The 23,655-nt window shown below is 73.1% G+C and carries 21 protein-coding genes; 14 read left to right on the forward strand and 7 right to left on the reverse strand.

Annotation, left to right across the window (positions count from 1 at the left end; genetic code table 11):
• Positions 1 to 105 precede the first annotated feature (105 nt).
• Positions 106 to 1,002: an NAD(P)-binding domain-containing protein gene (locus tag ABZ192_RS33710; protein WP_356928279.1), complete on the reverse strand. Its 897-nt coding sequence runs from the start codon at positions 1,000 to 1,002 to the stop codon at positions 106 to 108.
• Between the two features lie 105 nt (positions 1,003 to 1,107).
• Between ABZ192_RS33710 and ABZ192_RS33715 the strand changes: the two genes are divergently transcribed.
• Positions 1,108 to 1,500, forward strand: coding sequence for a helix-turn-helix domain-containing protein (locus tag ABZ192_RS33715; protein ID WP_356928280.1), 393 nt, complete (start codon positions 1,108 to 1,110; stop codon positions 1,498 to 1,500).
• Here ABZ192_RS33715 and ABZ192_RS33720 read toward each other — a convergent pair.
• Positions 1,438 to 2,115, reverse strand: coding sequence for a class F sortase (locus ABZ192_RS33720; protein ID WP_356928281.1), 678 nt, complete (start codon positions 2,113 to 2,115; stop codon positions 1,438 to 1,440). The genes ABZ192_RS33715 and ABZ192_RS33720 overlap by 63 nt on opposite strands.
• Before the next feature lie 162 nt (positions 2,116 to 2,277).
• Complete coding sequence (locus ABZ192_RS33725) at positions 2,278 to 2,814, reverse strand: hypothetical protein (RefSeq protein WP_356928282.1); 537 nt, start codon at positions 2,812 to 2,814, stop codon at positions 2,278 to 2,280.
• Positions 2,815 to 3,088: 274 nt separating this feature from the next.
• Here ABZ192_RS33725 and ABZ192_RS33730 point away from each other — a divergent pair, with 274 nt between their 5' ends.
• Positions 3,089 to 3,715: an NAD(P)H-dependent oxidoreductase gene (locus ABZ192_RS33730; RefSeq protein WP_356928283.1), complete on the forward strand. Its 627-nt coding sequence runs from the start codon at positions 3,089 to 3,091 to the stop codon at positions 3,713 to 3,715.
• A gap of 27 nt (positions 3,716 to 3,742) precedes the next feature.
• Here ABZ192_RS33730 and ABZ192_RS33735 read toward each other — a convergent pair whose 3' ends face one another.
• Positions 3,743 to 4,159 (reverse strand): gamma-glutamylcyclotransferase family protein, encoded by a 417-nt coding sequence (locus ABZ192_RS33735; RefSeq protein ID WP_356928284.1) that lies wholly within the window; start codon positions 4,157 to 4,159, stop codon positions 3,743 to 3,745.
• Positions 4,160 to 4,298: 139 nt separating this feature from the next.
• On the opposite strand from ABZ192_RS33735, the gene ABZ192_RS33740 reads away from it, so the two are divergent.
• Complete coding sequence (locus ABZ192_RS33740) at positions 4,299 to 5,945, forward strand: M4 family metallopeptidase (protein WP_356928286.1); 1,647 nt, start codon at positions 4,299 to 4,301, stop codon at positions 5,943 to 5,945.
• Between the two features lie 46 nt (positions 5,946 to 5,991).
• On the opposite strand, the gene ABZ192_RS33745 is transcribed toward ABZ192_RS33740, so the two are convergent.
• Complete coding sequence (locus tag ABZ192_RS33745; RefSeq protein ID WP_356928287.1) at positions 5,992 to 6,702, reverse strand: GntR family transcriptional regulator; 711 nt, start codon at positions 6,700 to 6,702, stop codon at positions 5,992 to 5,994.
• 139 nt (positions 6,703 to 6,841) lie between these two features.
• On the opposite strand from ABZ192_RS33745, the gene manD reads away from it, so the two are divergent.
• The 5 genes from manD (at position 6,842) to ABZ192_RS33770 (ending at position 12,989) form a co-directional block, all read left to right on the forward strand.
• The gene (gene manD, locus ABZ192_RS33750; protein WP_356928288.1) at positions 6,842 to 8,050 is read left to right on the forward strand and encodes a D-mannonate dehydratase ManD; all 1,209 of its coding nucleotides are present in this window, start codon (positions 6,842 to 6,844) and stop codon (positions 8,048 to 8,050) included.
• A 5-nt stretch (positions 8,051 to 8,055) separates the two neighbouring features.
• Positions 8,056 to 9,420 carry a mannitol dehydrogenase family protein gene (locus ABZ192_RS33755; protein ID WP_356928289.1) on the forward strand — a complete coding sequence of 455 codons (1,365 nt, stop codon included), beginning with the start codon at positions 8,056 to 8,058 and terminating at the stop codon, positions 9,418 to 9,420.
• A 53-nt stretch (positions 9,421 to 9,473) separates the two neighbouring features.
• Positions 9,474 to 10,868 carry an MFS transporter gene (locus ABZ192_RS33760; protein WP_355840815.1) on the forward strand — a complete coding sequence of 465 codons (1,395 nt, stop codon included), beginning with the start codon at positions 9,474 to 9,476 and terminating at the stop codon, positions 10,866 to 10,868.
• A complete protein-coding gene (locus tag ABZ192_RS33765; protein WP_356928290.1) occupies positions 10,865 to 11,908 on the forward strand; it encodes an L-idonate 5-dehydrogenase in 1,044 nt (347 codons plus the stop codon). Before ABZ192_RS33760 ends, ABZ192_RS33765 begins: the two co-directional genes overlap by 4 nt.
• Positions 11,909 to 11,984: 76 nt before the next feature.
• Positions 11,985 to 12,989 carry a sugar kinase gene (locus tag ABZ192_RS33770; RefSeq protein ID WP_356928291.1) on the forward strand — a complete coding sequence of 335 codons (1,005 nt, stop codon included), beginning with the start codon at positions 11,985 to 11,987 and terminating at the stop codon, positions 12,987 to 12,989.
• Here the strand turns inward: ABZ192_RS33770 and ABZ192_RS33775 are convergent.
• Positions 12,986 to 15,166, reverse strand: a complete 2,181-nt coding sequence (locus tag ABZ192_RS33775) for a molybdopterin-dependent oxidoreductase (protein WP_356928292.1) — start codon at positions 15,164 to 15,166, stop codon at positions 12,986 to 12,988. The genes ABZ192_RS33770 and ABZ192_RS33775 overlap by 4 nt on opposite strands.
• A gap of 312 nt (positions 15,167 to 15,478) precedes the next feature.
• Between ABZ192_RS33775 and ABZ192_RS33780 the strand changes: the two genes are divergently transcribed.
• From ABZ192_RS33780 to ABZ192_RS33790, 3 genes are read left to right on the forward strand one after another with little or no spacing between them, the layout of a single operon-like run.
• Complete coding sequence (locus tag ABZ192_RS33780; protein WP_356928293.1) at positions 15,479 to 16,999, forward strand: amino acid adenylation domain-containing protein; 1,521 nt, start codon at positions 15,479 to 15,481, stop codon at positions 16,997 to 16,999.
• A complete protein-coding gene (locus tag ABZ192_RS33785; protein ID WP_356928294.1) occupies positions 16,996 to 18,264 on the forward strand; it encodes a hypothetical protein in 1,269 nt (422 codons plus the stop codon). The genes ABZ192_RS33780 and ABZ192_RS33785 overlap by 4 nt, the downstream gene beginning before the upstream one ends.
• A gap of 20 nt (positions 18,265 to 18,284) precedes the next feature.
• Positions 18,285 to 19,052 carry an enoyl-CoA hydratase-related protein gene (locus ABZ192_RS33790; protein WP_356928295.1) on the forward strand — a complete coding sequence of 256 codons (768 nt, stop codon included), beginning with the start codon at positions 18,285 to 18,287 and terminating at the stop codon, positions 19,050 to 19,052.
• Between the two features lie 78 nt (positions 19,053 to 19,130).
• Here the strand turns inward: ABZ192_RS33790 and ABZ192_RS33795 are convergent, their stop codons facing one another.
• Complete coding sequence (locus ABZ192_RS33795; protein ID WP_356928296.1) at positions 19,131 to 19,817, reverse strand: ElyC/SanA/YdcF family protein; 687 nt, start codon at positions 19,815 to 19,817, stop codon at positions 19,131 to 19,133.
• 215 nt (positions 19,818 to 20,032) lie between these two features.
• Here ABZ192_RS33795 and ABZ192_RS33800 point away from each other — a divergent pair, with 215 nt between their 5' ends.
• The 3 genes from ABZ192_RS33800 to ABZ192_RS33810 all read left to right on the forward strand — a co-directional run bounded on the left by ABZ192_RS33800 (position 20,033) and on the right by ABZ192_RS33810 (position 23,649).
• Entirely contained in the window at positions 20,033 to 20,806 is a 774-nt protein-coding gene (locus ABZ192_RS33800) for a sirohydrochlorin chelatase (protein ID WP_356928297.1), read from the forward strand.
• A gap of 132 nt (positions 20,807 to 20,938) precedes the next feature.
• Positions 20,939 to 22,216 (forward strand): deoxyguanosinetriphosphate triphosphohydrolase, encoded by a 1,278-nt coding sequence (locus ABZ192_RS33805; RefSeq protein WP_356928298.1) that lies wholly within the window; start codon positions 20,939 to 20,941, stop codon positions 22,214 to 22,216.
• 167 nt (positions 22,217 to 22,383) lie between these two features.
• A complete protein-coding gene (locus tag ABZ192_RS33810; protein WP_356928299.1) occupies positions 22,384 to 23,649 on the forward strand; it encodes an FAD-dependent oxidoreductase in 1,266 nt (421 codons plus the stop codon).
• Positions 23,650 to 23,655: the final 6 nt, after the last annotated feature.

A 23,655-nucleotide genomic window follows, 5' to 3' on the forward strand; every position in this document is an offset into this window, starting at 1 on the left:
CCGCTACGACAAACAGCCCGACCGCTACCTCGCCGCCATAACCCTGGCCAGCACACTCATCTGGCTCGATGCGTGATCGATAAGACGCTACCTAGCGCCGCCGTACTAGGAGGACGTCCGCAGGTCCAGCAGCTCGACGATCCCCGTGCCGTCCTCGTCGCCGTGCCCCTGGGCGAGGCGCCGCTCCATCAGCGCCATGTACGGCGTCAGCAGCTCCGGGCTCACCCGCTGCTCCTCGGCCGTGCGCAGCAGCGTGGCGTTGCCCGCGACCTGCATGGCGAGGTTGGAGACGACGTTCCGGGTGTAGTCGCCGCTCTCCAGCTGGTCGGCGGTCTGGTGCACGGCCCCGGCCATCGCGGTCAGCCAGTCCACGAGCAGCGGCGCGAAGTCCTTCGGGGCGATGTCCTCCGGGCGGATCAGCGCGAAGGCGTGCGTGACACCCGCGAACATGCCGCTCATCGCGCTGAGCAGCGCCACGTCGTGCAGCGCGGCGAAGCCCGGGTCGGCCCCTGTGTACCGGACGCCGGCCGGGACGGCGAGGGTGGCCCGGTGCTCCTCGAACAGCTCGGGGGAGCCGCTGTAGAAGACGTACCCGCCGGACTCCGGGGCCCCGATCATCGGCGGGACGGCCATGATCCCGCCGTCCAGGAAGCGGGCGCCGCGCGCCTCGGCCCAGGCGGCGCGGCTGCGGCCCTCGCCGGGCGTGCCCGTGGTGAGGTTCACCAGGTCCCGTCCCGCGAGCAAGGCCCCGTCGAGGGCCTCGCCCACGGAGACGTCGTCGAGCAGACAGACGACCACGAGCCGGTTCGCGGCCACCGCCTCCGCGGCGGTCCGGGCGACGGTGGCGCCCTCGGCGGCGAGGGGTTCGGCGCGGGAGGGGGTGCGGTTCCAGACGGTCACCGGGTGTCCGGCGGCGAGCCACGCGCGGGCCAGGGCAGTGCCCATGTCGCCGGTGCCGAGGAGGGTCAGAGGGGTGCGGGGGTCAACTGCGGTGTCAGTCATGGCGTTTAGGCTCGTCCCAGGGGGAGCGCCTGCTCAAGTACGTACTTCGAAGTGGGTGGTTACTCCGGGGGAAGGGTCCAGGCAGCGGAAGGGGAGGGCGCGGGCATGGGGACGACGGGGCGGCGGCCGGGGGCGTACGTCTGCGGGATCGACGCGGCGATGGACGTGATCGGCGGCAAGTGGAAGGTGCTGATCCTCTGGGCGCTGAACGAACGGCCGTGCCGCTTCGGCGAGCTGCGCCGCGAGCTTCCTGGGATCACCGAGAAGGTGCTCGCCTCGCATCTGCGGGAGATGGAGGCCGACGGGCTGGTGCACCGCGAGGCGTACGACGAGGTGCCGCCCCGCGTGGAGTACTCGCTGACACCCCGCGGCGTCTGCCTGAACGAGGCGCTGGAACCGCTGGGGGCCTGGGGGAGGGCCAACGTCCTGGGAGGATCACCGGCTGCCGGTGAGATGCGCGAAGACGACGACGTTCCCCTGGTACCCGGTGCCGCGTGACCAGCCGCCGCCGCAGGTGATGACGCGCAGCTCGGGGCGGCGGGCGGCGCCGTAGACCTTCTCGTCGGGGAAGTCCTTCGCCGCGTACGCCTCGACGGCGTCCACGGTGAACACCGCGACGCTGCCGTCCCGCCGGTCCACCTCGATCGTGCGGCTCTTGGCCAGGGAGCCGAGGCGGTAGAAGACGGCCGGGCCGTCGGCGTTGTCGACGTGGCCGGCGACGATCGCGGTGCCCCGCTCGCCGGGCGTGGTGCCGGCCTCGTACCAGCCGGCGAGGTTCGTCCGCTCGGCGGGCGGTACGTCGAGACTGCCGGTCCTCGTCAGGCCGAGGCCGGTGAGGGGCGCGTCCACTCGGATCGCCGGGATGCGGATGCGGTCGGGCGGCGAGGGCGGCAACGCGGGCACACCGGGTCGCTCACCGGCCCGGCCGTCCTGTCCCGCCCGGCCGTCCTGCCCGGTGCGGGCCTGCGCGGGGGAGGGCTGCGGCGGGGCGTGCGTCTCGGCACCGGTGCGCAGCAGCCAGGTCCCGGAGCACAGGGCGAACACGGTGACGGCCGCCATGGCGGCGTCGGCCGGGTTGCCGAACCTGCCGCCGTACCTGGGGAACCTGCGCATGGCCGACCCTTTCCTGATCCCCGACAGCCGCCCTGTCTCCGGCGCCCCCGGGCCCCTCTGGTCCCGGGACCCGCCCCGTACCCCCCTCCGGGCCGCGAGGGGCGTCGGACCCGGAGGGGGAGGGGACATGCGGTACCGGCGACGGACAGCGGAGGGTGCCCGTCAGATCCCGTCGCCTCTCGCCCGGCGATGCAGGAGCCAGGTACCGCCCGCGGCGGCGACGGCGAGGGCCGCCACACCGGCCGCGGTCTGCACGGGATCGGGGCCCAGGGCGCCGCCGACCCCCGTCTTCACACTCCCTCTGGGATGGACCTCCGGCCGCCCGGAGGTCAGCGTGACCACCAGGTCACCGGTGACCCGCCGGCCGCTCCCGGTGCACGTCGCCGTGATCTCGTACGTCCCCGGCTGCGCGCTCGGCGGCACCCTGAACCGCCCGGTCGCGTCCTGCTCGTGCGAGTCCGGCGCGAGGCTGAGGGAACCGGCCCCGACCGCGCCGGCGTCACCCGTCGCCGAACCACCGTCGCCGCAGGCGGCCGTGCGCACCGTGACCTGTCCGCCCGGGACCACCGAGGACGGGTGCACCTCCACGTCACCGGCGGGCTCGCCGTACGCGGGGCCGGCGGTGAGAGCCGCTGTGGCGACGGCGAGCGCGGTGCCGGCGAGCGCGGTGCCGGTCAACGGCCGGGCGGTACGGCGCATCGGTGCTCCTTCGAGCGGTTCGGTCGGTCGTGCACCTGCCCTTCCGAGGTAACGGGCAGCGGGGCGACCGCGCTCTCTGAGGGAGCGTCAGAATTGGGGTGAATGGGTGTCAGGGCGAGGCGGGCCGACGGGTCTTCATGGGCGTTTAGGCAGGTCACAGGCGATCGGCGGACGGATCGCGGAAAAGAGCCGGGCGGGCGTGTGAACGGGTGACCCGGGCGCCGCACAGGCCGGGCTTGACCTCAAGAAAGGTTGAGGTATGAGGCTGTGCGGCATGAACACAGCCGCTACGCACGCATCCACCCCTGCCCAGTCCGCGACCGAGCCCCTCGAGCCCCTCCGGGTGACCCTCGTCGTCGGCAGCAACCGCCACGGCCGCTTCGGTCCGGTCGTCGCCGACTGGCTCCTCGACCGCCTCCGGGACCGGGACGACCTGGTCGCCGAGGTCGTGGACGTCGCCGACATCGACCTGCCGACGTCCTTCGAACCGACCCCCGAGGCGACCGCCGCGCTGTCCGGCGTCACCCCGAAACTGGCCCGCGCGGACGCCTTCGTGGTCCTCACCCCCGAGTACAACCACTCCTTCCCGGCGGGCCTGAAGAACCTCGTCGACTGGCACTTCGGCGAGTGGCGGGCCAAGCCCGTCGCCCTCGTCTCCTACGGCGGACTGGCCGGTGGCCTGCGCGCCGTCGAGCACCTCCGGCAGGTCTTCGCCGAGCTGCACGCCGTGACGATCCGCGACACCGTCTCCTTCCACAACGCCGGGGCGTCCTTCGGTGACGCGGGCACCCTGCGCGACCCGTCCGGCCCGGAGGCGGCGGCCAAGGTCATGCTGGACCAACTGGTGTGGTGGGGCCGGGCGTTGCGCGAGGCCAGGGCCAAGCGGCCGTACGGGGGCTGAGGCACCGGGCCTGCCCTGCCCGCCCTGTCACCCCCGCGCCCGCCAGTCCCCGCCCGCGACCGGCCTCCCGCGAGTCCGCAGCCGTGCGGCGACGGCGGGCGCGGCCACGTACACCCAGGCCCGGACGACCGCCCCGTCCGCGTCACGTACGACCTTCCGCTCGACGCGTTCGTACAGGCTCCGCGGGTCGCCCGGCACGTAGTCCTCCAGCCGGTCCAGCTCGGCGAGCAGCTCCGCGTACCTCTCCGGTTGCGCGGTGACCAGCTCCCCGCACACCACCCCGCCGCCCGGCTCCTCGACCGCGTAGGGATAGCCCGGCCCCTCGTACAGCACCACGTCGAAGAGGCGCCCCGGTACCTCGGAGCGGGTGCGGCCGCGCAGGAAGAGGTCGTGGTTGACCTCGCCGGGACGGAGGGTGCCGTAGACGAAGAAAGGCAGGGTCACAGGAACGATTCTCCACCCTCACACACCTCCACACCGGGCCTATGGACATGACATGTCCGGGCCGCCTTAACTCGCGGTCAACATCAACGCCGCCCCCGGTCGACCCCACGCGACCGGGTGCGCCCGTATGAGGAGACCGATGAGTCGGATACGTCACGTCCGGGGTTCCCGTCTCGCCCTCGCGGGTGGTGCCGCCACCGGCACCGCCGTCCTGCTGGCCGCCGCGCTCTCGCCGACCGCCCTGGCGGAGGAGCGGCCGACCCGGTCCGACGCGATCGACAGCGCCGAGACGGTCCTCGCCGACCGGGCCGCGCACCTGGGTCTCACCTCGGCCCAGGAGACGAAGGTCCGGGACGTGGTCGTCGACGAGGACGGCACCCGGCACGTCCGCTACGACCGCACGTACCACCGACTCCCGGTCCTGGGCGGTGACTTCGTCCTCCATCTGAACCCGGACGGCACCTACCGCGGCACGAGCCGGGCCACGAAGTCGGCGCTCTCCCTGGAGAGCGTCACCCCGAAGGTGACCGCCCCGAAGGCCGCCGACCTCGCCGCGAGCCTGCTGCGCGCCGCGCACCTCGGCGAGACCCTGAAGAAGCTGACCGCCAAGCCGCGGCTGGTCGTCGACGCCCTGCACGGCGCCCCGAAGCTGGCCTGGCAGACCGACGCGGTGGCGCACGACGGGCTCGGCAACCCGGTCGGGCGCACGGTGCTGACCGACGCGACGACCGGCGACCGGATCGACGCATGGGACACCCTGGAGTCGGCGTCGGGCGACGGCAAGTCCCTGTACGGCGGCACGGTTGCGCTGGAGACGACGAAGTCCGGGTCGTCGTACCGGCTCAAGGACGCCACGCGCGGCGGCACGTACACGGGCGACGCGGCGAACAAGACGGACCAGTGCCTGCTGACGATCTGCCTGACCCGCGCCCCCGCGACGGTCTTCTCGGACGCCGACAACCACTGGGGCACGGGCGCGGCCTCCGACCGCGCGACGGTCGCGGTGGACGCCCAGTACGGTACGGACGTCACCTGGGACTACTTCAAGAACCTGCACGGCCGCAACGGCATCGCCGGCGACGGCAAGGGCTCGTACAACCGCGTCCACTACGGCAAGGACTACAACAACGCCTTCTGGGACGACAACTGCTTCTGCATGACGTACGGCGACGGCGACGGCAAGCAGCTCGGACCGCTGGTGTCGCTGGACGTGGCCGGGCACGAGATGTCCCACGGCGTGACGTCGAAGACGGCGGCGCTGACGTACTCGGGCGAGTCCGGCGGCCTGAACGAGGCCACGTCGGACATCTTCGGCACGCTGGTGGAGTTCTACGCGGACAACGCCGAGGACCGGGGTGACTGGCTGATCGGCGAGAAGGTCGTCCGCTCCGGGCTCGGCCGGGAGGCCCTGCGCCGCATGGACAAGCCGTCCGCGGACGGCAAGTCCGCCGACTGCTGGAGCAAGGAGCTGGGCGACCTCGACGTGCACTACTCCTCGGGCGTCGGCAACCACTTCGCGTACCTGCTCGCCGAGGGCAGCGGCGCGAAGACGATCAACGGCGTCGCCCACACCTCCCCGACCTGCGACGACTCCACGGTCAAGGGCATCGGCCGGGCCAAGCTGGGCAAGATCTGGTACCGCGCCCTGACGGTCTACATGACGTCCTCGACGGACTACGCGGGCGCCCGTACGGCGACCCTGAGCGCGGCGAAGGACCTCTACGGCGGCGGCAGCACGGAGCAGAAGGCCGTGGCGGCGGCCTGGAGCGCGGTCGGCGTGGGCTGAGCCCCACCGGGACACCAGCGGGCGCACCACGGGTGCGCCCGCTGCGCTATTCCCAGACCACCACGTTGCGCCGCACCGGGACGGACGAGGTGCCGGTGGCGAAGAGTTCGGGTGAATGGGCCCGGATGCGCTCGATGTCGCTGAAGACGGCGCGCAGGTGGGTGCGCATGGCGGTCCGGGCCGACGCGAGGTCGCCCCCGACGACCGCGTCGAAGATCTCCCGGTGCTGGTCGGCGAAGACCGCGGGGGAGACGTTCTCGTGCAGGCCCAGGCGGCGGGCCCGGTCCAGGTGGCCCTTGGCCGCGGCGACCGTGGTCCACACGTTGCCGTGGCCGCTCAGCCGTATCAGGCCGTGGTGGAAGGCCTCGTCCAGCTCGAAGAACTCCTCCAGACCGAGGCCCGGGCGCTGCTGACGTGCGAGGTTGTCCCGCAGTTCCGTGATCACCGAGGGGTCCGGATCGGGAGGCAGGGCGTCGAGTGAGGCCAGTTCGACGGCCTCCCGCAGGAACTGCGCGTCCGCGACCTGCGCCGGGTCCACCCGGGACACGAACGAGCCGATCTTGGGGAAGATCTGCACCAGCCCGTCCTGGGCCAGCAGGATCAGGCTCTCCCGCACCGGGGTGCGGCTCACGCCGAGGGATGCGGCCAGCTCGTTCTCCGACAGGGCGGCGCCCGGGGGGAGTTCGAGGGTCAGCACCATCTGACGCAGCTTCAGGTAGATGGAGCGCCGGCTGGTCCGCCGGTTCGTCTGGGCCATGTGCACATCCTACGTATCGCAGCAGAGGTATTGCTCCTCTGCGCGACAGATGCTTGTATACAAGCACTGCACGACAGGGGTGGGGTCCACCGCTCCCGTCGGCCCCGCCCGCTCTCAGCCGCCGTAAGGAGAGCCCCCCGTGAGCAAGATCGAGCGCGTCGAGGTCTTCGTCGCCTCCCCGGGCCGCACGTTCGTCACTCTGCGCATCACCACCACGGACGGGGTCACCGGCCTCGGCGACGCCACCCTCAACGGGCGCGAGCTGGCCGTGGCGAGCTATCTGCGCGACCACCTCGCCCCGCTGCTGATCGGCCGGGACCCGGCGCGGATCGAGGACACCTGGCAGTACCTCTACAAGGGCGCCTACTGGCGGCGCGGCCCGGTCACCATGACGGCCGTCGCCGCCGTGGACACGGCCCTGTGGGACATCAAGGGCAAGACCGCCGGGCTTCCCGTGTACGAGCTGCTCGGCGGCCGGTCCCGGGACGGCGTGCTGGTCTACTCGCACGCCAGCGGCACCGACGTGCCGTCCCTCCTCGACGACGTCGAGCGCTATCTGGAACTCGGTTACAAGGCCGTGCGCGCCCAGGCCGCGGTCCCGGACGTCGGCGGCACCTACGGCGTCCGCAAGGGCAAGCTCTACGAGCCGGCGGCCACCGACCTGCCCGACGAGCAGCCCTGGGACACCGAGGCCTACCTCGGCTTCGCGCCGACGTACCTGGAGGCCGTACGGGAGCGCTTCGGCTTCGGCTTCCACCTGCTGCACGACGTGCACCACCGCCTGACGCCGATCGAGGCGGCCCGCTTCGGCAAGAGCGTCGAGGCCTGCCGGCTGTTCTGGATGGAGGACCCCACCCCGGCCGAGAACCAGGAGGCGTTCCGGCTCGTCCGGCAGCACACGACGACGCCGATCGCCGTCGGCGAGGTGTTCAACTCCATCTGGGACGTCCAGCACCTGATCACCGAGCAGCTCATCGACTACGTGCGCACCACCGTGGTCCACGCCGGCGGCATCACGCACCTGCGCCGGATCTTCGACCTGGCCGCGCTGTACCACGTGCGCACCGGCTCGCACGGCGCCACCGACCTCTCCCCGGTCAGCATGGCCGCCGCCGTGCACCTCGACATCGCCGTACCCAACTTCGGCATCCAGGAGCACATGGGCCATCCCGACGAGGCCCGGCAGGTGTTCCGCACAGGCGTCACCTTCGCCGACGGCATGCTGCACCCCTCGGACGAGCCCGGCCTCGGCGTCGAGTACGACGAGAAGGCCGCCGAACGCTTCCCGTACCAGCGGCGCTACCTCCCCGTGGCGCGCCGTCTCGACGGCTCCGTGCACGACTGGTGAGCGGCGTGCACCGGCTGAACCGCGCCGCGCTCGGCGCACTCCCGCCCGGCTCGCGGCCCCGCGTCGACCCCGCCGGACTGCGCACCCGGATCGTCCACTTCGGCATCGGGGCCTTCCACCGGGCGCACCAGGCCGTCTACACCGAGAACGCCGCCGCGTCCTCCGGCGAGCCCTGGGGCATCGCCGCGGTCGCTCCCCGCTCGGCGGCGACCGCCGACGCCCTGCGAGCCCAGGACTGCCTGTACTCGGTCACCGAGCGCGGCCCCGAGGGCGGCGCTCCCCGTGTCGTCGGCGCGCTCACCGGCGCGTACGCGCTCGGGCGGGACGGCGCCGTCGTCGACGGCCTGCTCACCGACCCCGAGGTGACGGTGGTGACCCTCACCGTCACGGAGAAGGGCTACCGCGCCACCGGTCCGGACACGGTGATCGCACGCCTGGCCGCCGGGCTGGCCGCGCGGATGCGCTCCGGTGCCGCCCCGGTCAGCGTCGTGTCCTGCGACAACATGGCGGACAACGGCGCCGTGCTGCGCACCGCCGTCCAGGACGCCGTACGCGCCTCGGGCGAGCGGGACCGGGAGCGGATCCTGGAACTGATCGACCGGTCCGTGGCCTTTCCCGCCACCGTCGTGGACCGGATCGTCCCCGCCACCACGACGGCCGACCGCGCGGACACCGCCACCCGCCTGGGTGTCCACGACGCGCTGCCCGTCAGCGGCGAACCGTACCGGCAGTGGGTGCTGGAGGACCGCTTCACCGGCCCGCGACCCCCGTGGGAGCTGGACGGAGCCCTCCTCGTCCCGGATGTGGCGCCCTACCAGCTGACCAAGCTGCGGCTGCTCAACGGCTCGCACTCCGCCCTCGCCGTGCTCGGCATCGCGGCGGGCCGCACCACCGTCGCCGACGCGATGGCCGACGGCTGGGGCGAGCGGCTCGTCAAGGCCCTGTGCGCCGAGGTCGCCCCCACGCTGCCCGACGGCGGCCCGGACCCCGGCCGGTACGCCGACGACCTCGTCGCCCGCTTGCGCAACCCGGCCATGCGGCACCTGCTGCGGCAGATCGCCTCCGACAGCTCACTCAAGATCACCGAGCGCTGGCTGCCGGCCCTGCGCCTCCTGCGGGAGCGCGGCGCGGCCACACCCGTCCTCGAACTCGCCCTGGCGGGCTGGGTGAACCTCACCCGGGACCCGGACATCCCGGACCCCGCCCAGGCGGCACTCACCGCCTGCCGGCACACCGCAGCGGACGACACGGCCGTCGTCCGCGCGCTCCTCGCCACCGTCGGCGCGCCCGACCTCGCCGACGACTCCGCGCTCGTCACCGCCGTCGTACGGCATCTCCCGGCCCTGCGCGCCGGACATGTGGACATCTGACCGCCACCCCCCACCCCCGAGGAAGTCCCCGCTCACGAACAACGGAGTTCCCGATGAAGGACACCACGACCACGGCCGAGCCGGCCGGTGCCGTGCGACGCAGTACGCGTGACCTGACCAAGGCGGCCGTGTCCGGCTGGCTGGGCACGGCCATGGAGTTCATGGACTTCCAGCTGTACTCGCTGGCGGCCGCGATCGTCTTCAACAAGATCTTCTTCCCGGACGTCAGCCCCGCCATCGGCCTCATCGCCGCGATGGCCACCTACGGCGTCGGCTACGTCGCCCGTCTCGCCGGCGCGGTCTACTTCGGCAGAATGGGCGACCGGCTCGGCCGCAAGAAGGTCCTGACGATCACCATCCTGCTGATGGGCGCCTCGACCACCCTCATCGGTGCCCTGCCCACCTACGCGACCATCGGCATCATGGCGCCCGTCCTGCTCGTCGTGCTGCGGCTGGCGCAGGGCTTCGGCGCGGGCGCGGAGATCGCCGGCGCGACCGTGATGCTCGCCGAGTACGCCCCGACGCGGCGGCGCGGACTGGTCTCCTCGCTCGTGTCGCTGGGCACCAACTCCGGCACCCTGGCCGCCTCCGGGCTGTGGGCGGTGCTGCTCGCCGTGCTCAGCGAGGAGCAACTGCTCTCCTGGGGCTGGCGGCTGCCCTTCCTGCTGAGCTTCGGCCTGCTGCTGTTCGCGGTGTGGCTGCGGCGCAACCTCAAGGAGAGCCCGGTCTTTGAGGAGCGGCCCGACGTCGTGGACGGCGTGGCCATGAGCCGCCGCGAGGTGGAGTCGGCCGTCACCGAGGGGACGGGCGGCGACACCGGGCTGCTGGAGGCGGGCCTGAAGCAGCGCAAGGGCCGGGCGTTCTTCCTGGCGCTCGGGCTGCGCTTCGGGCAGGCGGGCAACTCCGGGCTGATCCAGACGTTCCTCGTCGGCTACATCGCCACCGAACTCGCCGCCGAGCGCTCCGTCCCCACCGACGCCATCGTCTACGGGTCGCTGCTGGGCTTCCTCACGGTGCCGGCCATCGGACTGCTCGGCGACCGCTTCGGACGCCGCAGGATGTATCTGGCGCTCACCTCGCTCACGGCCGTGGCCGCCTTCCCGCTGATGATGCTGATCACCTCGGGCAGCACGCCCGCGCTCATGGCCGGCATGATCCTGGGGCTGAACATCGGTGTCCTCGGACTGTTCGCGCTGGAGAGCGTGACGATGGCCGAACTCTTCGGCTCCCGCACCCGGTTCACCCAGCTGGCACTGGCCAAGGAGATCGGCGGCGTCCTCGCCACCGCGATCGGGCCGGTGCTCGCGGCGAGCCTCACCGCCGCCACAGGAAGCTGGTGGCCCATCGCGGCGATGCTCGTCGTCTACTCCCTCATCACCCTCGTCAGCGCGCTGTTCTCGCCCGAGACGCGCGGACGCGACCTCGTCCGGCTGGAGGACGCCGTATGACCCCCATGAAAGCCGTCGTCGTGCACGGCGCCGGTGACGTCCGGATCGACGAGCGACCCCGGCCCGAGCCCGCGCGCGACGAGGTGCTGCTCGCCATGGAGTGGGGCGGCATCTGCGGCTCCGACATCGCGTACTGGAGGAAGGGCGCCTCCGGCACCGCGGCCCTCGCCCATCCCCTGGTCCTCGGCCACGAGGTCGCCGGCCGGGTCGCCGCGCTGGGCCCGGGCGTGACCGGCCTCGCCGAGGGGCAGCCCGTCACCGTCCATCCGGCCCAGCTCGTCGGCGAGCTCCCCGAGCGGCTCGCCGGGCGCAGCAACCTCCACGCGCACGTCCGCTACTTCGGCTCGGCGGCCCTCACCCCGCACACCGACGGCGGGTTCAGCGAGTTCCGCACGGTGCCCGCGGCCCAGGTCCGGCCGCTGCCCGACGGAGTGGACACCCAGTCGGGCGCCCTGGCCGAGCCGCTGGCGGTCGCCCTGCACGCCGTCGGCCGGGCGGGCGGACTGCGGGGCCGCACGGTCCTGGTGAACGGGGCCGGACCGATCGGCTCGCTGGTCGTCGCCGCCGCCAAGCACCTCGGCGCGCGGTCGGTGTGCGCCGCCGACCTGTCCTCCGCGTCGCTCGCCGTGGCCCGCACGATGGGCGCCGACGCGACCGTCGACATCTCCCGGGGCGAGGAACTGCCGCGGGACACCGACGTCGTCTTCGAGGCGTCCGGCGCACCCGCCGCACTGGGGGCGGTCCTGCGGGCCACGGCCCGCGGTGGCACCCTCGTGCAGGTCGGCAACCTGCCGGGGACGGCCGAGCCCGCCGTCCTGGGTGACCTCGTCACCCGCGAGATCACCTGGATCGGCTCCTACCGCTTCGTCGACGAGATCGACGACGCCCTGCGCGTCCTGCGCGACGGCCTGGACGTCTCACCGGTCATCAGCCACCGCTTCCCGCTGGACCAGGCCGAGCGGGCCCTCGCGGTCGCGGCGGACCCGGCGAGCGCGAGCAGCAAGGTGATGCTGCGGCTCAGCGGACCGGTCACGGTCTGACCCGATACGGACGCCCCCGGCCCACCCACCAACGGACGCCCCCCCGGCCCACCCGCCAGGAGAACAGGAGAGCACGTTGCCCCACCCGACCGCCGGTTACCGGACCGCCGGACCCGCTCGCGCCGAACCCACCGCGGCGGACGTCGTGTGCCTGGGCGAGACCATGGCCGTCCTCAGCCCGCCGGACGACCGGCCGCTCGCCGACCAGTCCGCTCTCCGCCTCTCCATCGGCGGCGCCGAGTCCAACGTGGCCTGCGGGCTGGCCGCGCTCGGGCACCGCGCGGCCTGGCTGAGCCGGGTGGGTGACGACGCGTTCGGGCGGCGTATCCGCGTGGAACTCGCGGCCCGGGGAGTCCAGGTGGATGCCGTCGGCGTCGATCCGGCGCATCCCACGGGCGTGTACTTCAAGGACCCGGGGCCGGACGCGACCCGGCCGCTGTACTACCGGAGCGGATCGGCCGCGGCCCACATGGGACCGGAACTGGCCCGCGCGCCCGAGCTGCGGGGACCGCGCGTCGTGCACGTGTCGGGCATCACCGCGGCGCTGTCCGGCAGTTGCGCCCGACTGCTGGAGGAGATCGTCGTGCGCCGCACGCCCTGGGGCGCGGCGGCGGACCGGCCGGTCGTCTCCTTCGACGTCAACCACCGCCCGGCCCTGTGGCGGGGGCGGGCCGCCGACGCGGCAGCGGCGTTGCGGGACCTGGCCCGGGCCGCGGACCTGGTGTTCGTGGGGCGCGACGAGGCCGAGGCCCTGTGGGGCACGCGCCACCCCGACGACATCGCGAGCCTGCTCGCCCCGGCACCGCTCGTCGTCGTCAAGGACGCGGAGCACGGCGCGACCTCGTACGCGGCCGGCGGCGAGGTCACCTTCGCCCCCGCCCCGGCCGTCGAGGTGGTCGAACCGGTCGGCGCGGGCGACGCCTTCGCCGCCGGGTATCTGTCCGGTGTCCTGGAGGACGCCGACGAGGAGTCCCGCCTGCGCCGCGCCCATCGCTCGGCGGCGACGGCCCTGCGCAGCCGGGACGACATCCCCGACCTGAGCATCGCGACCTCTACGGCCCTCACGGGGCGGTGCCCTTAGGGCCGCACCGCCTCCAGCCGCACCGCGCACGCCTTGAACTCCGGCATCCGGGAGGTCGGGTCGAGCGCCGGGTTGGTGAGGGAGTTGGCGCGGCCCTCGCCCGGCCAGTGGAACGGCATGAAGACGGTGTCGGGGCGGATCGTGCTGGTGATCCGGGCGGGCGCCACGGCCCGGCCCCGCCGGGACACGACGGCCACGGGATCGCCCTCGGCCGCCCCGAGCCGGGCCGCGAGCCGCGGATGCAGCTCCACGAACGGCCCGGGCGCGGCGGCGTTCAGCTCCGCCACGCGCCGGGTCTGCGCCCCGGACTGGTACTGCGCCACGACCCGCCCCGTGGTGAGAAGCACGGGGTACTCGTCATCCGGTTCCTCGGCGATGGCCCGGTGCGAGACGGGGACGAAGCGGGCGCGTCCGTCGGGCGTGGCGAAACGGTCGAGGAAGAGGCGCGGGGTGCCGGGGTGGGCGACGCCCACCGTCTCCTCCGTCTCGGTGGAGGCCGGGCGGCCCGCCGCGCCCCGTTGCGCGGCAGGGCCACCCGCCCCGTCCTCGGCCCCCGTCGGGCCCTCCGGCTCCACCGCCGGGCACGGCCAGAACACCCCGTTCTCCTCGACGATCCTGCGGTACGTGATCCCGGAGTAGTCCGCGGGGCCGCCCGCGCTCGCCCGGCGGAGCTCCTCGAAGACCTCCTCCGGGTCGGTCGGGAAGCCCTTCTCCACTCCCAGGCGGGCGGCCAGTTCGTGCATGACCTCCAGGTCGCTGCGGACACCGTCGGGCGGGGTGACGGCCCGGCGGCGGAGCAGGACCCTGCCCTCCAGGTTGGTCGTCGTGCCCGTCTCCTCGGCCCACTGGGTGACCGGCAGGACCACGTCCGCGAGGGCCGCCGTCTCCGACAGGACCACGTCGCACACGGCCAGGAAGTCCAGGGACTTGATGCGCTCCTCGACGTGCGCGGCCCGCGGCGCCGACACCACCGGGTTGGACGCCATCAGCAGCAGGGATTTGATGTCCGTGCCCAGCGCGTCCAGCAGCTCGTACGCGCTGCGCCCCGGCCCCGGCAGCGAGTCGGGGTCCACGCCCCACACCTCGGCGACGTACCGCCGCGCCGCCGGGTCGTCGAGCTTGCGGTAGCCCGGCAACTGGTCGGCCTTCTGCCCGTGTTCGCGGCCACCCTGCCCGTTGCCCTGCCCGGTCAGGCAGCCGTACCCGGACAGCGGGCGACCCGCCCGGCCGGTCGCCAGGCACAGATTGATCCACGCGCCCACCGTGTCGGTGCCCTTGGACTGCTGTTCGGGCCCGCGCGCCGTGAGCACCATGGCCGACTCGGGCTCGCAGAACATCCGTACCGTCTCCCGCAGTTCGGGAACGGACACCCCCGTGATCCGCTCCACGTACTCCGGCCAGTGCGCCATCGCGGCGGCCCGGGCGTCCTCCCAGCCCACCGTCCGCTCCCGGACGTACTCCTCGTCCACCCGGCCCTCGGCGATCACCAGGTGCAGCAGGCCCAGGGCGAGCGCCAGGTCCGTGCCCGGCCGGGGCGCCAGGTGCAGGTCCGCCTGCTCGGCGGTCTTCGTGCGGCGCGGGTCGATGACGATCAGCGTGCCGCCGTTCTCCCTCAGCTCGTTGAAGAACCGCAGCGACGGCGGCATGGTCTCCGCGAGGTTCGAGCCGACCAGGATCACGCAGCCGGTCTTCGGGATGTCCTCCAGCGGGAACGGCAGCCCACGGTCGAGACCGAACGCCTTGATCCCGGCCGCCGCGGCCGACGACATGCAGAAACGGCCGTTGTAGTCGATCTGGGACGTGCCGAGCACGACCCGCGCGAACTTGCCGAGCGTGTACGCCTTCTCGTTCGTCAGACCGCCCCCGCCGAACACCCCGACCCCGTCCGGCCCGTACTCGGCGCGCGTGCGGCGCAGTCCCTCGGCGATCCGGTCCAGCGCCTCCTCCCAGGAGGCCGGCACCAGCGCGCCCCCCTCACGCACCAACGGCGAGGTCAGCCGCACGTGAGAGGCCAGCACCGCCGGAGCCGTACGGCCCTTGCCGCACAGCGCGCCCCGGTTCACCGGGAAGTCCGTACGCTCGCTCACCTCGACGGTCCCGTCGGGCGCGGGCGTCAGGTTCATCCCGCACTGCAGGGCGCAGTACGGGCAGTGCGTGGGCGTGGCGGTGGTCTGCATACCGTTCAGCCTGCTTCGGCCGTGTTACACCCGGGACGGTTCCCTGTTACGCGGCAGGGACGGCAACCTCCCCGCCACCACCCCGCCGACGTGAGGCACACGCCTGTCCGCCTTCAGGTCGCCGCCGACCGGCACGGACGTTGCCCATGTGACGAAAAACGTCACATGTGGCTCATTGCTCTCCTTTCTTGGCCGATCCGACCTCGTTGAGAGTTGAAGCAGCGGCACTACGCTCTCGCTACGCGCAGCGCTCGCACGACTCCGTACGGCGTTCGACTCCCACACTCGAAACAGCCAGGAGGCCACCCGACCATGCCTCTGCGCCATCTGACCCCCCAGGACCGAGAGCTGTTCCGGCGATACGGCCGGGGCCCCACCGTCCCCGTCCCCGACCCGCTCCTGCACCACGCCGTCGCCCGGCACGCCGCCACCACCCCGCACGCCGTGGCCGCCGAACACCAGGGCGCGCACGTCACCTACGGCGAGCTCGACCGGTACGCCGGTGCCCTCGCCGCCCGCCTCGTCCGCGAGGGCGTACGCCCCGGCGACCACGTCGGCCTGTTCGTCCGCCGCTCGATCCCGATGCTCGTCGGCCTGCTCGGCATCCTGAAGGCCGGCGCCGCCTACGTCCCGCAGGACATCGGCCTCGCGCCCCCGGCCCAGCTCACCCACGTCATCCGCACCGCCCGGACCCGGGTCGTCCTCACCGTCGCCGAACACGCCCACCGCGTACCGCTGCCGGACGGCCACCTGCTGCTCGCGCTCGACGAGCCGCAGCCGTACGCCCCGGCCCCGCGCCCGCGCGTCACCGGCGACGACGGCGCTTACGTGCTGTTCACCTCCGGCACCACCGGCCGCCCCAACGGCGTGAAGGTCACCCACCGCAACGTCGCCAACCTCCTGCTCACCGAGCCGGGCGGCCTCGGCATCCGCCCCGGCGACCGGGTCGCCCAGCTCCTCAACATCGCCTTCGACATGGCGGCCTGGGAGATCCTGGGCTGCCTCGCCCACGGCGGCACCCTCGTCATCCGCGGCAAGGACATCGCCGCCGCGGCCCGCACCGCCGACGTGCTGATCGCCACCCCGACCGTGCTCTGCGGCCTCGACCCCGCCGCCTGCCCGCGCGTGCGCACGGTCGCCGTCGCGGGGGAGCCCTGCCCGCGCCCGCTGGCCGATCGCTGGGCCCGGCAGGCCGCCTTCCACAACTGCTGCGGCCCGACGGAGACCACGATCGTCAACACCATGAGCCGCCACGACCCGGCCGCCCCGCTGCTCACCATCGGCGGCCCCACCCCCAACAACACGGTCTACGTCCTCGACGCCGACCGGCGCCCGCTGCCCATCGGCGAGCCCGGCGAGATGTGGGCGGGCGGCGACTGCGTCTCCGCGGGCTACCTCGGCGACGACACCCTCAACGCCGAGCGTTACGCCCCCGACCCGTTCCTCGGCGGCGGCCGGCGCATGTTCCGCACCCGGGACCTCGGCCGCTGGACCCCCGGGGGTGAACTGGAACACCTCGGGCGCACCGACGACCAGGTCAAGGTGCGCGGCTTCCGCGTCGAGCTGGACTCCGTCTCCTCCGTCCTGGAGACGGCCGCCGGCTGCACGCGCGCCGTCACCCTGAAACGCGACGCCCGCACCCTGGTCTCCTTCGTCTGCCCCGCCGACGTCGACCCCGGCACGGCCCGCCGCGCGGTCGCGGACGCCCTGCCCTACTACTGCGTCCCCGAGCAGATCCTGCCCCTCGCCTTCCTCCCCGAGACCGACCGCGGCAAAGTCGACAAACAGGCCCTGCTGGGCATGCTCGAACAGCGCCTGGCGGTGGCCCGATGACCACGTCCCCGGCCCGGACCCGCCCGGACACGGGCGAGCTACCACCGCTCCTGCCGGCCCCCCGCCGCCTGCTCAAACACCCCCGCCTGATGCACTACAACCGCCTCGCGGCCCTGGTCCTCCTGGCCAACGCGGCGTTCCTGTGGGCCGCCGGGCCCCCGGCCACGCCCACCCTCGGGCACGCCGCCCTCGCCAACCTCGCCCTCGCCGTCCTGGTACGCCAGCAGTACGTCATCAACCTCCTTTTCAGGCTGGCGACTTCGGCCCCGGTGCACTGGCCGCTGAAGATCCGCTGGACGCTCGGGAAGGTGTACCACTTCGGCGGGCTGCACGTGGGCGGGGCGCTGGCCGCGACGGCCTGGTTCCTGGCCCTGACGGTCGCGCTGACCCGCGCCGGAACGGACCTGCCGCTGATCACGGTGAGCTGGACCCTGGTGGCCCTCCTCGCCCTGATCGTCGCCACCGCCCTGCCACCCTTCCGCTCCCGCCGGCACGACCACTTCGAGAAGATCCACCGCTTCGGCGGCTGGAGCGCCCTCGCACTCCTGTGGACCCACACCCTGCTGTCCGGCCAGGGACCGGTGCCGCTCGCGGTCCTCGCCGTCGTCACGTCCAGCGTGGCCCTGCCCTGGCTGCGCCTGCGCAAGGTGGACGTCCGCACCGAACGCCCCTCCCGGCACGTGACCCTGGCGCACTTCGACTACGGCGAGACCCCCTTCGCCGGCTCCTCGACCGCGATCAGCCGCAGCCCGCTGAAGGAATGGCACTCCTTCGCCAATGTCCCCGCCCCCGGCCGCTCCGGCTTCCGGCTCACCATCTCCCGCGCCGGTGACTGGACCGGCTCCTTCATCGACGACCTGCCCCCTCGCGTGTGGGTGAAGGGCATCACCACGGCCGGAGTCGCCAACATCGAGATCCTGTTCAGCAAGGTCGTCTACGTCGCGACCGGCAGCGGCATCGGCCCCTGCCTGCCCCACCTGCTCGCCGCCGAGGTCCCCTCGCGCCTGGTCTGGGCGACCCGCGATCCCCGCGCCACCTACGGCGACGCCCTCGTCGACGAGATCCTCGCCGTCCAGCCGCACGCCCTGGTCTGGGACACCTCCCGGCACGGCAAGCCCGACATGGTGCGGCTCGCCCACGCCGCGTACCGCGACTTCGGCGCGGAAGCCGTCATCTGCATCTCCAACAAGCGGCTGACCTGGCAGGTCGTGCACGGCCTGGAACGGCGCGGCATTCCGGCGTACGGCGCGATCTGGGACTCGTGACCACCGTCCAGGGAGGAAAGATGAACCACCTGAAAGCCGAACGGGACGGCCGTGTCGTGACCGTCCGCCTGCACCGCCCGCACGCCCTGAACGCGCTCAGCTCCGAACTGCTCGCCGAACTCCTCGGCCTCCTCGGCCCGTTGGACGACGACCCCGACGTCGGCTGCTTCGTCGTCACCGGCTCGGAGAAGGTCTTCGCGGCCGGAGCGGACATCAGGGAGATGGCTGGCCGATCGGCCGTCGAGATGATGTCCGAGGACTACTTCGCGGCCTGGGAGGACTTCGCGGACCTGCGCACCCCGACGATCGCCGCCGTGTCCGGTTACGCGCTCGGCGGCGGCTGCGAACTGGCCATGATGTGCGACCTGGTCGTCGCGGGCGAGTCGGCCCTGTTCGGCCAGCCGGAGATCAAATTGGGCGTGATCCCCGGCATCGGCGGCACCCAGCGGCTGACCCGACTGGTCGGCCGGGCCAAGGCGATGGACCTGATCCTCACCGGCCGCACCATGGACGCCCGGGAGGCCGAGCGCTGCGGCTTGGTCTCCCGCGTGGTCCCCGACGACCGGGTCCTCACCGAGGCCCTGGAAGCGGCGGCGGCCATCGCCTCGTACGGCCGTACGGCGGTCAGGGCGGCCCGCGAGTGCGTCGACCGGGCCCTGGAGACGGGCCTGCGGGACGGCCTGCGCTACGAACGGCGGGTGTTCCACGCCCTGTTCGCCACCGAGGACCAGAAGGAGGGAATGACGGCGTTCCTGGAGAAGCGCCCCCCGCGCTTCCATGGACGTTGACGGCCACAGGCCTTGCCAGGGGCGGGAGCACACCGGGCGACCGGCCGCGCTCCCGCCCCCGGCGGACGGCCCGATCCGCTACTCGGCCGTCGCCAACGCCCGCGCCACACCCGGCTCCCGGGGCCCGAGGAACCGGGGATCCGGCCGGAACACCGCGTCCAGAGCCGCCTTCCCGGCGGCGAGGATCTCCCGGGCACCCCCGTAGTACCAGGTCGCGTCGTGCACGGCGTCCACCCCCACCCCGTACGACTCGACGCCCGCCGCCTGACACAGAGCGACCGCCCGCCGGATGTGGAAGCCCTGGCTGATCAGCACGGCCTCGTCCACCCCGAAGATCTTCTTCGCGCGCACGCACGAATCCCAGGTGTCGAACCCCGCGTAGTCGCTGACGATCCGCCCGTCGGGCACCCCGTGCCGCGTCAGATACACCCGCATCGCGTCCGGCTCGTCGTAGTCCTCGCGGCTGTTGTCCCCGGTGACGAGCACCACCTCGACCCGCCCCGCGCGGTACAGCGAGGCCGCCGCGTCCAGCCGGTGCGCGAGATACGGCGACGGCTCGCGGTCCCACAGCCCGGCACCGAACACCACGGCCACATCGGTCCGCGGCACGTCCGCCGCCGTCCGCAGCCGGTCACCCGCGGCCACGTACATCCAGGTCGCCGGCAGCAACGCGAGCACGCACCCGGCCATCACCGCCTGCACCAGCCGCCGCTGCCCCCGCCGGGTACGCGGCAGCGGCGGTCTGCGGAACGTCACAGGACGCATCGGACGGTCCCTCCCCAGGTCGGCCCCTCGACAGTCAGGGACGTCCACACGGACCGCCCGGTTCATCCGCCTGTGCGTGACCAGCTTCACGCGTTACACGGAACCGCCAGGTCGAGCCGCCTCACACTCCACCCGTCCCACATGGTGAACCGCTGGAAAACACCCGTGACGCCCACGCAACGGGAAGGCAACGTGCGGCGGCGACCATCGATGGCATGTCCAGCCAGCTCAGCCTCGTCCCGCAGCCCGCCACGCGCCGCCCGGCCCCGCCCGCCCTCGTGGTCGTGGCGCACGGCAGCCGCGACCCCCGCGCGCTGAGCACGGTACGCGCGCTCCTGGACCGGGTCCGCGCGCTGCGCCCCGACGTGCCGGTGCACCTCGGGCACATCGAACTGAACGCCCCCCTGCTCCCCGACACGCTCGCCGCCCTGGGCGACACGGAGGCGGTCCTGGTCCCCCTCCTCCTCAGCCGCGGCTACCACGTCAAGCAGGACATCCCCGAGATGGCCGCGGCCTCCAGGGCCCGCACGCACCTGGCGGCCCCCCTGGGCCCGCACCCCCTCCTGGTGGACGCCCTCCAGTCCCGCTTGGAGGAGGCGGGCTGGGGCGGCACGCCCCGCAGCAGCAGCGCGGTGGTACTCGCCGCGGCCGGCTCCCGTGACCCGGACGCCAAGACGGACACCGGCCGCACGGCCCACCTCCTTGCCACCCGCCTGGGCGTCCCCGTCCTCCCGGCCTACGCCTCCGCGGCGACCCCCACGGTGGAATCGGCCGTCCGCACCCTCCTCGCCCGGGGCCGCCGCCACATAGCCCTGGCCTCCTACTTCACGGCCCCCGGCCGCTTCGCCACGGAGTGCGCCCAGTCGGCCCCGTGGATCGCCGCAGCCCCCCTCGGCACGCACCCCGCCATGGCCCACCTCCTCCTCCACCGCTACGACGAGACGCTGGCGGCGGCTTCGCCGGCTGTGCCCGAATTGGCTTCGGCTTAAAACGCGGGTTGGTGCAGGTACTCAGGGGCGCGGGCAACTGCGCGACCAGCCACACCCCACCCGCACACGCCCGAAAACAGAACCCGGCAAACGCTCAGGCACACAGCACACCCATGCCCGTACTGTCGACACATGGCAGGCACCTCACAAACCCCCCCGGCCTACGACCCGGCGTCAGCCGACCGCTGGGCCCCGGAACCAGACAAACGCCCCGGCCGTACCGCCTTCCAACGCGACCGAGCCCGAGTCCTGCACAGCGCCGCCCTGAGAAGACTCGCCGGCAAAACCCAAGTGGTGACGCCCGGCACCATGGGCCCGGCCTGGGACGCCAGCCCCCGCACCCGCCTCACCCACTCCCTCGAATGCGCCCAGGTCGGCCGCGAACTGGGCGCGGCCCTCGGCTGTGACCCGGACCTCGTGGAAGCCGCCTGCCTCTCCCACGACCTCGGCCACCCGCCCTTCGGCCACAACGGCGAACAGGCCCTCAACGAGTTCGCGGCGGACTGCGGCGGCTTCGAGGGCAACGCCCAGTCCCTGAGACTCCTCACCCGCATCGAGCCCAAACGGTTCACCCCCGAAGGCTCCGTCGGCCTCAACCTCACCCGCGCCGCCCTCGACGCCGCCACCAAGTACCCCTGGCCCCGCGGCGCCCACCCCACCGACCCGGCGTCCCGCAAGTTCGGTGTCTACGACGACGACCGTCCGGTCTTCGACTGGGTCCGCAAGGACGCCCCCGGCACCCGCACCTGCTTCGAGGCGCAGGTCATGGACTGGTCCGACGACGTGGCCTACTCGGTGCACGACGTGGAGGACGGCCTGCACGCCGGCCACATCGACCCGAACTGCCTGCACGCCGAACCCGAACGGCAGGACGTCTTCCAGGTCGCCCGGGACCGCTACGTCCCGGCCGACACCGACCCCGCCGAACTCGCCGAGGCCCTGGACCGGCTGCTCGCCCAGGAGTGGTGGCCGCACGGCTACGACGGCACCGCCGTCGCCCAGGCCCGTCTGAAGGACGCCACCAGCCAGCTCATCGGCCGCTTCTGCCTGGCCGCCGAGACCGCGACCCGCACCGCGTACGGGGCCGGACGACTCACCCGGTACGCCGCGGAACTGGTCGTGCCGCGCGAGGCCCGACTGGAGTGCGCCGTCCTCAAGGCCGTCGCCGACCTCTACGTCATGCAGCGCGCCGAGCAGGAACGCCTGCGCGCCGACCAGCGCGTCGTCGTCGCCGAACTGGCCGAGGCGCTCACCGTCCGCGCCCCGGACGGCCTGGACCCTCAGTTCCGCGCCCTGTTCGACCGGGCGCCGGACGACCGGGCCCGCAAACGGGTGATCGTCGACCAGATCGCCTCCCTCACCGACACCTCCGCCCGCTCGCTTCACGCCCGTCTGACAGGGCACGCATGAGACTGGTGGGAACACCCCTGGGACACAGGGGGCAACACCCGGGAAACAAGGGAACACGGCACGCCCGATCGTGACCCTCCGTGGCCTGATCGGGTCACTCCCTCTTCCCGCATCACGCTCCGTGCGGGACGCTCGCAAGTGGCGACATCCTTACGAGGAGGCATCAAGTGGTCGACGCGGATCAGACATTCGTCATCGTCGGAGGCGGACTCGCCGGCGCCAAGGCGGCCGAGACGCTCCGGGCGGAGGGCTTCACCGGCCGGGTGATACTGATCTGCGACGAGCGCGACCACCCCTACGAGCGTCCGCCGCTGTCCAAGGGCTACCTCCTGGGCAAGGAGGAACGCGACAGCGTCTTCGTGCACGAGCCCGCCTGGTACGCGGCGAACGACATCGAGCTGCACCTCGGCCAGACCGTCGACGCGATCGACCGCGCGGCCAGGACGGTGCGCTTCGGCGAGGACGGCACGGTCGTCCGCTACGACAAACTGCTCCTGGCGACCGGTGCCGAGCCCCGCCGCCTGGACATCCCGGGCACGGACCTGGCCGGCGTCCACCACCTGCGCCGACTCGCCCACGCCGAGCGGCTCAAACACGTCCTGACCAACCTCGGGCGGGACAACGGCCACCTCGTGATCGCGGGCGCCGGCTGGATCGGCCTGGAGGTCGCGGCGGCGGCCCGCGAGTACGGCGCGGAGGTCACCGTGGTCCACAGCGGGCCGACCCCGCTGCACCACGTCCTCGGCCCCGAGCTCGGCCAGCTCTTCGCCGACCTGCACCGCGACCACGGCGTCCGCTTCCACTTCGGCAGCCGGCTCACGGAGATCGTCGGCCAGGACGGCATGGTCCTCGCGGCCCGCACAGAGGACGGCGAGGAACACCCGGCGCACGACGTCCTGGCCGCGATCGGCGCGGCCCCCCGGGTCGCTCTCGCGGAGGCGGCCGGGCTGGAGATCGCCGACCGGGCGCGCGGCGGCGGCGTCGTGGTCGACGAGCGGCTGCGCACCTCCGACCCCGACATCTACGCGGCCGGTGACGTGGCCTCCTTCCCCCACCCCCTCTTCGAGACCGGCATGCGGGTGGAGCACTGGGCCAACGCGCTGAACGGCGGACCGGCGGCCGCCCGCTGCATGCTCGGCCGGGACGTGACGTACGACCGGGTGCCCTACTTCTTCTCCGACCAGTACGACCTCGGCATGGAGTACTCGGGCTGGGCGCCGCCGGGGACCTACGACCAGGTGGTGATCCGGGGCGATGCGAGCCGGCGCGAGTTCATCGCCTTCTGGGTGAAGGAGGGCCGGGTGCTGGCCGGGATGAACGTGAACGTGTGGGATGTCACAGACAAGATCCAGCAGCTGATCCGCTCCAAGGCACGGGTGGACACGGAGGCCCTGGCCGACCCGCACGCACCGCTGGACAGCCTCGCCTCCTAGCCGTCA

This window comes from Streptomyces sp. NPDC006235, from assembly GCF_040613735.1.
GTDB lineage: Bacteria > Actinomycetota > Actinomycetes > Streptomycetales > Streptomycetaceae > Streptomyces.